At 74.4% G+C, this 6,986-nt stretch carries 8 protein-coding genes; 2 read left to right on the forward strand and 6 right to left on the reverse strand.

Annotation, left to right across the window (positions count from 1 at the left end):
* Positions 1-293, reverse strand: a 293-nt coding sequence (locus tag ABD52_RS35050) for a cysteine dioxygenase (RefSeq protein ID WP_047894560.1), incomplete at its 3' end; no start/stop codon positions are given.
* Between the two features lie 105 nt (positions 294-398).
* Complete coding sequence (locus ABD52_RS35055; protein ID WP_013476996.1) at positions 399-776, reverse strand: hypothetical protein; 378 nt, start codon at positions 774-776, stop codon at positions 399-401.
* Positions 777-846: 70 nt separating this feature from the next.
* Here ABD52_RS35055 and ABD52_RS35060 point away from each other — a divergent pair, with 70 nt between their 5' ends.
* Entirely contained in the window at positions 847-1,239 is a 393-nt protein-coding gene (locus tag ABD52_RS35060) for an ankyrin repeat domain-containing protein (protein WP_047894561.1), read from the forward strand.
* Positions 1,240-1,262: 23 nt separating this feature from the next.
* Positions 1,263-2,243: a DUF3500 domain-containing protein gene (locus ABD52_RS35065; protein WP_176739681.1), complete on the forward strand. Its 981-nt coding sequence runs from the start codon at positions 1,263-1,265 to the stop codon at positions 2,241-2,243.
* Here the strand turns inward: ABD52_RS35065 and ABD52_RS35070 are convergent.
* From ABD52_RS35070 to secA2, 4 genes are all read right to left on the reverse strand, one after another.
* Positions 2,221-2,973: a class I SAM-dependent methyltransferase gene (locus ABD52_RS35070; protein ID WP_047894563.1), complete on the reverse strand. Its 753-nt coding sequence runs from the start codon at positions 2,971-2,973 to the stop codon at positions 2,221-2,223. The genes ABD52_RS35065 and ABD52_RS35070 overlap by 23 nt on opposite strands.
* Positions 2,974-3,024: 51 nt before the next feature.
* Positions 3,025-3,528 (reverse strand): DUF2231 domain-containing protein, encoded by a 504-nt coding sequence (locus ABD52_RS35075; RefSeq protein WP_013286039.1) that lies wholly within the window; start codon positions 3,526-3,528, stop codon positions 3,025-3,027.
* Positions 3,529-3,604: 76 nt separating this feature from the next.
* Positions 3,605-4,345: a GAF and ANTAR domain-containing protein gene (locus ABD52_RS35080; RefSeq protein WP_047894564.1), complete on the reverse strand. Its 741-nt coding sequence runs from the start codon at positions 4,343-4,345 to the stop codon at positions 3,605-3,607.
* 179 nt (positions 4,346-4,524) lie between these two features.
* A complete protein-coding gene (gene secA2, locus ABD52_RS35085) occupies positions 4,525-6,819 on the reverse strand; it encodes an accessory Sec system translocase SecA2 (protein ID WP_013286037.1) in 2,295 nt (764 codons plus the stop codon).
* Positions 6,820-6,986 lie beyond the last annotated feature (167 nt).

The following is a 6,986-nucleotide window of genomic DNA, read 5'->3' on the forward strand; positions in this document are numbered from 1 at the left end:
CGCCGGCCGGCTCCGGCGGCGAGCCGGTGCGGGCGCAGCCGTCCGCCGCTCACCGTCTCCTCGGTGAGCACGCCGGCCACGACCAGGAAGGCGCCTGCGGAGCCGCCGTGGTCGTGCAGGTCGGTGACCTGTCCGGGCAGCCAGCTCAGCGCCCACACCTCGTGCGCGTCGTCGGCGTCCAGCCGGGCGTACCAGCGCTGCGGCGCATCGAACCGCAACGGCACCGGCCAGCCGTCCGGGTTCGCCCAGCGGGCGGCGACGGCGAGCAGGTCGGGCGGTGCGGTGCTGGTCATCGGCGGTGCGTCCTCACGGTGCGGAGCGGGTGTACCCGCACAGCTTAGACGGCAAAGCCTATCGGCTTAGTAGGTAATACCGAATGCTGGGACGTCGGGCGCGGCTCAGCGGAGGACCGGCGGATCCACCTTGTAACCCGGCACGGACGGCCAGCGGACGGTGAGCACCGTGGACTCCCGCTCGGCGTACCAGGAGTGGTCCACGCCCCTGCCCCACACCACGTAGTCACCGGGCGCGCGCAGCACCACCGTGCGGTCCGGCAGCTCGATCCGGAACGCGCCGCTGATCAGCACCAGCAGGGCGGTACGCCGCTCACCGGTGGCCCACCGGGACCGGGTCTCCCCCGCCGGGTGCACGCCCCACTTCACCTCGACGTCGGTGCTGTGCCGCACGTCCCCGGCCGGCTTGAAGTGGCCCAGCAGCCAGCCCGCGTCGGTCGCGCCGTCCACCGCCGCGTTGCCCACGTACACCCGATCATCCATGCGCGCGCCTCCCGTGCCCGGCTGCGCAAGCTACCAGGCGCGCCCGGCCGCGACGCCATAGCCTGGGCGGATGCCCGACGAACTCGACGACGAGACCATCGCCTTCGCCCACCGGATGTTCGACCTGGCACGGGCCGGCGCCGCCGAGGAGCTGGCGGCCAACGTGGACGCCGGGCTGCCGGTCAACCTCACCAACGCCAAGGGCGACACGCTGCTGATCCTCGCCGCGTACCACGCCCACCCGGACACGGTGGCCGCGCTGCTGGCCCGGGGCGCCGACCCGGCCCGGGTCAACGACAGGGGGCAGACCGCGCTCGCCGCGGCCGTGTTCCGGCGCCAGGAGGCGGCGGTCCGCGCGCTGCTCGACGCCGGCGCCGACCCGGACCACGGCGCCCCGTCCGCGGTCGAGACCGCACGGTTCTTCGAGCTGCCCGACATGCTGGCGCTGCTCGGCCGCGCATGAGCGGCGGGCGGTATACAGGGACGGTGGAGGATCCCGTACCCGAGCAGATGCGCACGGCGGCCGCGGCGTTCCTGGCGGCACTGGACGAGCCGGCCCGCGACGCCGCCCGGCACGCCTTCGACGACGAGCCGGCCCGCCGGTGGCTGGAGTACCGGCCGCGGCCCCGGCCCGGCGTCACGCTCGCCGGCCTGGACGTCACCGCCCGCAAGGCCGCGCACCGGCTGCTCGCCACCGCGCTCAGCCCGGCCGCGTACGCGCAGGCCATGGCCGTGATGGCCCTGGAAGAGGTGCTGGACCGGGCCGAGGACTGGCGGCGCGGCCGGCACAGCGGCGACTACTGGGTGGCCGTCTTCGGCGACCCGGCCCGCGACGACGACTGGGCGTGGCGGTTCGAGGGACACCACCTGTCGGTGAGCATGACAGTCGCCGACGACCGGGTCTCCCCCGCGCCGGTGTTCCTCGGCGCCAACCCGGCCACCGTCCGGCATTCCGGGCGCCCGGTCTCCCGGCCCCTGGGCCCCGAGGAGGACCTGGCCCGCGAACTGCTCGACGTGCTCGGACCGGCCGGCCGGTCCGCCGCGATCATCGCCGAGGAGGCGCCGGCCGACATCATCAGCGCCACCCGCGCCACCGCACCGGGCCGGCTCGACCCGCCCGGCGTACCCCGAGGGCGGCTGCGGCCCACCGGCCGGGCGCTGCTCGACCGGCTGGTCGCGCTCTACCTGGACCGGCTGCCGCCGGAGCTGGCGGCCCGGGAGGCCGACCGGCTCGACGGCGGCGAGCTGCACTTCGCCTGGGCCGGCCCGGTCGAGCCGGGCCGGCGGCACTACTACCGGGTGCAGGGCGACGACCTGCTGATCGAGTACGACAACACCACCGACGACGGCAACCACGCGCACACCGTGCTGCGCCGCCCCGCCGGTGACTTCGGCGCCGACGTGCTGGCCGCGCACCACGCCGCGGCGCACCGGCCCGGCCCGCTCAGCCCCGGTGCGCCTCGATGAGGAAACGGCGGGCGTACGCGACGAACGGCCCCTCGGCGCGGATCCGCTCGTCCAGGCGGCGCAGCTCGTCGGCGTAACGGCCGACTGTGAAGCCGGGCACCGTCCAGACCACCTTGCGCAGGAACCAGACCACCGCGCCGACGTCGTGGAAGACGGTACGCAGCGTCGCCTCGCGCAGGTCGACGACTGTGAGCCCGGCGGCCCGCGCGTCGGCGACCGCCACCTCCGGGTGCCGGTGCTCCGGTGGCGGCAGCGGCCCGAGGATCGCCTCGCTCAGCTCCCGCACCGTGCCGGGGCCGATCTGCTGGGACAGGTAGGTGCCGCCGGGGCGCAGCACCCGGGCCACCTCGTCCCACCAGGTGTGCACCGGATGACGGCTCACGACCAGGTCGAAGGCGGCATCCCGGAACGGCAGCGGCGGCCGGTCGGCCACCCGTACCACTGTCGCGCCGAGCGGACGCAGGTTGCGCCGGGCCACCGGCACGTTCGGCGGCCACGCCTCGGTGGCGACCAGCAGCGGCGGCGGCGCGGGCACCTCGGCCAGCACCTCTCCCCCGCCGGTGTCGACGTCCAGCGCCGCCCTCACGGCGGCCATCCGGTCGCCCACCAGGCGTGCGTACCCCCAGGGCGGGCGCTCCTCGGTGGCGCGGCCGCGCAGCCAGTCGAAGCCCCAGCCCTCCACCGGCGCGGCCTCGGCCTCGGCTACGAGTTCGGAGAACGTGCGGACCATGCCCGCGAGCCTGCCGCCCGGCGACGGCCGCGGCAACGGATTTCGGCCGGGTCAGAACGGGCGCGGGCGGGCGATCTCGACTGTGGACCCGGGGGGCACGTCGCCGAACGTCTCGAAGCCGGTCGGCTCGGTGGCCCGGTCGAACTGCTGCATCAGCCGCGCGCCCAGGGCCACGCCGACCGCACCGACGGCGAGCGCGACGAGTTCGGCGGCGAGCAGGGCGCCGTTCGCGCCGCGCTGCGGGGCGTTCGCCCGGATCAGGCAGGACAGCAGGAACAGCCCCGCCATCACGGCGTTGACGAGGTTGAACGTCAGGACGGTCCGGCTGGTGCGCCCGGCGCGGACGTCCCACAGGTCGACCAGGCCGGCGACGGTGGTGAGCCCGGCGGCGACGAGCGCGGCCACCGCGGTCCAGTAGCCCACCTCACCGAGGAACGCCGGACCGCCCGCCACGTCGGCCAGGTCGAAGACCGCGGCGCAGACGAACAGGCCGAACGGGAACGTGACAAGCATCGGTTGGATGGGATGCCCCTGCACCCGCAGTCGGCTCTGCATCGCTTCCTCCCCAGGTCGGCGCAGCTCACCAGTCCAGAGTGCTACCCGAGGCGCCGCGGGGTGAAACGACTGTCGCTCAGTTGTCCCGGGGCCGGGAGACGGTCAGCACGAGCCGCTCGGCCACCTCGCGCAGCGGGATGTCCAGCGAGGACGCGGCGCTGCGCAGCACCCGCAGCGCCTCCGGGGCGGGACAGCCGCGCTGCGTCATGATCACACCGACGGCCTGCCCGACCACTCCCCCGGCCAGCAGCGAGTCGTCGATCTCACCGGCCCGGCTGGCGGCCCGCTCACGGTCGCGCGCGGCGGCCAGCAGCAGCCCGGCGTGCTCGGCGAGCAGCATCGCGGTGAGCTGGTGCCGGGGGGTGAGCGCGTCGGGCGACTCGGCGTACAGGTTGATCGCGCCGATGACCTGCTCGTCCACGTCGACCGGCGCGGAGATCACCCCGTGCACGCCGAGCACGCGGGCCCGCTCGCTCCAGGCCGGCCAGCGCGTCTCGTCGGACAGCCCGCTCGCGATGATCATCTCCCGTCGGCGGATCGCCGTCAGGGCCGGTGTGTCCGGGCCGTGCCGCAGGTCGTCCAGCTCGGCCCGGTCCGGGTCGGAGGCGGCCACCCCGGCGGGCTCACCGGCGCGCAGCGCGGTGAAGCCGCAGCAGTCCACGCCCGGCACGGCGTCGCGGGCGATCCGGACCAGGCGGTCGAGCGCCTCGTCGAACCCGGCCACGCCGATCAGACCGGCGGTCAGCTCGCGCAGCAGCGCGGCCGTCTCCAGCACACCGAGGTTGTCGATCATGGGTTGGCGCGTGTCGAGGTTCACCGGGCCGGGGCCTCCACCGTCCCCGCGTACGTCCACGCGGTCTCCCCGTCCGGCACCGTTGCCTGTCCCATGTCCGTCCCTCCTGTGGCCGGGCCCCGGCCTACTACCCTCGCAGACCGCGGGCGAAACCGCGCAAAAAGGCCCCTCCCGGTTGCACCGGAAGGGGCCTTCGGCGCGGGTCAGCGCGACCCGGAGATGAGCCGCCGGCCCACCGAGGCGATCAGCCGGTCCAGCTCCGAGCCGAACGGGTTGTCGTGCACCAGGTACGTCCAGGTGGCGCTCGGCCGCACCAGCTTCGACGAGTCCGGCTCCCAGCCCTCGTCGAACTCGGTCTCCTCGAACGTGGCCACGGTCCGCGTCTCGATCTCGGGCACCAGCGCGTTGAACGCCGGCACCGCGCTGCGGTGGAACTCGTCGAGCGGGTCGAGCCGGCCCAGCGCCCGCAGGTGCACGCCCTCGCGTACCTCGGACAGCTCGGCCAGGTGGTCGGCCCAGAGCCGGTCCAGGTGATAGAGGGCGATCTTGCGGGCCACGTCGGCGAGCAGGTCCTCGTCCATCTCGCCGGCCTTCTCCGGCACCCGCTCCAGCAGCATCAGCGCGGCGATGTCGCTGGTCAGCAGCCGCTCCCGGCGCTCGGCGAGCGCCTTGCGCTGCTGCTCGATCACCTGGCTGTAGCGCCACGTGTTGCGGTGGATCTCGTGGTTGACGCCCTCGGCGACGCGCTGGGCGTGCTCGACCGCGTAGTCGACCTGCGGGTCGGTGACCAGGCCGTCGGCGTTCATCCGGGGCGAGGCCGGCACGGTGTCGCCGGCGTGCCGGACCACCAGGTCGTCCTCCAGGCTGACGAAGAACACCGACCCGCCCGGGTCGCCCTGCCGGCCGGCCCGGCCGCGGAGCTGGTCGTCGACCCGGCGGCTGTCGTGCCGGCCGCTGCCGATCACGTACAGGCCGCCCAGTTCCGCCACCCGGTCCCGGTCGGCCTGGTCGCTGCCGCCCAGCCGGATGTCCACGCCCCGGCCGGCCATCTGGGTGGAGACCGTCACCGCGCCGTACGCGCCGGCCTCCGCGATGATGCCGGCCTCCTCGTCGTCGTTCTTGGCGTTGAGGACCACGCAGGAGACGCCGGCGGCGTTGAGCGCGGCGGCCAGCCCTTCGGACTCCTTGACGTCGAGCGTGCCGACCAGCACCGGCCGCCCCGCCTGGTGGCAGCGCGTGATCTCGTCGACCAGCGCCTCCTCCTTCTCGGCGCGGGTGGCGTAGATCCGGTCCGGCTCGTCCTCGCGGACGCAGGGGGTGTTCGGCGGGATCACCGCGACCTCGAGGCCGAAGAACTCGCGGAGCTGGTCGCCGACGAGCACCGCGGTCGCGGTCATGCCGCAGACAGTCGGGTAGAGCGCGATGTACGCCTGCACGGTGATCGTGCCCAGCACCTCGCCCTCGGCGGTGGCGTCCAGGCCCTCCTTCGCCTCGACCGCGGCCTGGAGCCCGTCCGGCCAGCGGCGGCGCTGGGCGACCCGGCCGCGCATCTCGTCGATCAGCTCGACCGAGTCGTCCCGGACGATGTAGTCCACGTCCCGGTGCAGCAGGGCGTGCGCGTGCAGCGCCACGTTCACCGCGGAGAGCTGCCCGACGTGCTCCTCGTCGTACAGGTCGATGCCGCCGAGCTTGGCCTCGACGGTGGCCAGGCCGACCGAGGTGAAGGCGACGCTGCGGCCGTCCTCGGCGACCGTGTAGTGCTTGCCCTTGCGCAGCCCGCGCACGAGCGCGGCCGCGGCGTGCACCGGGTCCTGCTCGCCGCCGACCGCGCCGGCCAGCACCATCGGCACCCGGGCCTCGTCGATCAGGATCGAGTCGGCCTCGTCCACGATCGCGGTCTTCAACGGCGGCTGCACCCGGTCGGCCAGGTCGGTGACGAGCTGGTCGCGCAGGAAGTCGAAGCCGGCCTCGCTGACCGACACGTAGGTGACGTCGCAGCCGTACGCGGCGCGCCGCTCCTCGGGCGTGGACGCCTCGTTGACCCAGCCGACGGTCAGCCCGAGCAGGTCGTAGACGGGCGTCATCCACTCGGCGTCGCGGCGGGCCAGGTAGTCGTTGACGGTGAGCACGTGCACCGGGCCGTTGCCCAGCCGCACGTGCCCGTACGCGGCGACAGTCGCGGTGAGCGTCTTGCCCTCACCGGTGGCCATCTCGGCGACCTTGCCGGACAGCAGCGCCATCGCGCCGAGCAGCTGCACGTCGTAGGGGCGCTGGTCGAGCCCGCGCCGGGCCGCCTCGCGGCCGATCGCGCAGATCTCCTCGTACCCTGTGGCCCGGCCGGCGGCCTCGGTCAGCTCGGCGTCGGAGAGCTGCTCCAGGTCCGCCTCGCGCGCCTCGATCGCCGGCAGCAGCTTCTCCAGCGGCGCCAGGTCGACAGTCGTCCCCGGGCGCTGGAGGAACCGGCGGAACCTGGTCTTCAACCGTTGCGACACACCCATGAGCGGCAACGGTACGCGAACCGGAGCCGATTGTGACCCCCGCCCGCCGCGCGCCGGGTTCCGCCCTTCGCGTCCGCTTCGGTCGATCATGAGGTTGGCGGCGTCCGGCGTCCGTTTTGTCGCCGCCAACCTCATGATCGACGCCCTGGAAAGGGGGCGGGTGGGGT

It is taken from the genome of Micromonospora sp. RV43 (assembly GCF_001029515.1).
Taxonomy (GTDB): Bacteria; Actinomycetota; Actinomycetes; order Mycobacteriales; family Micromonosporaceae; genus Micromonospora; species Micromonospora aurantiaca.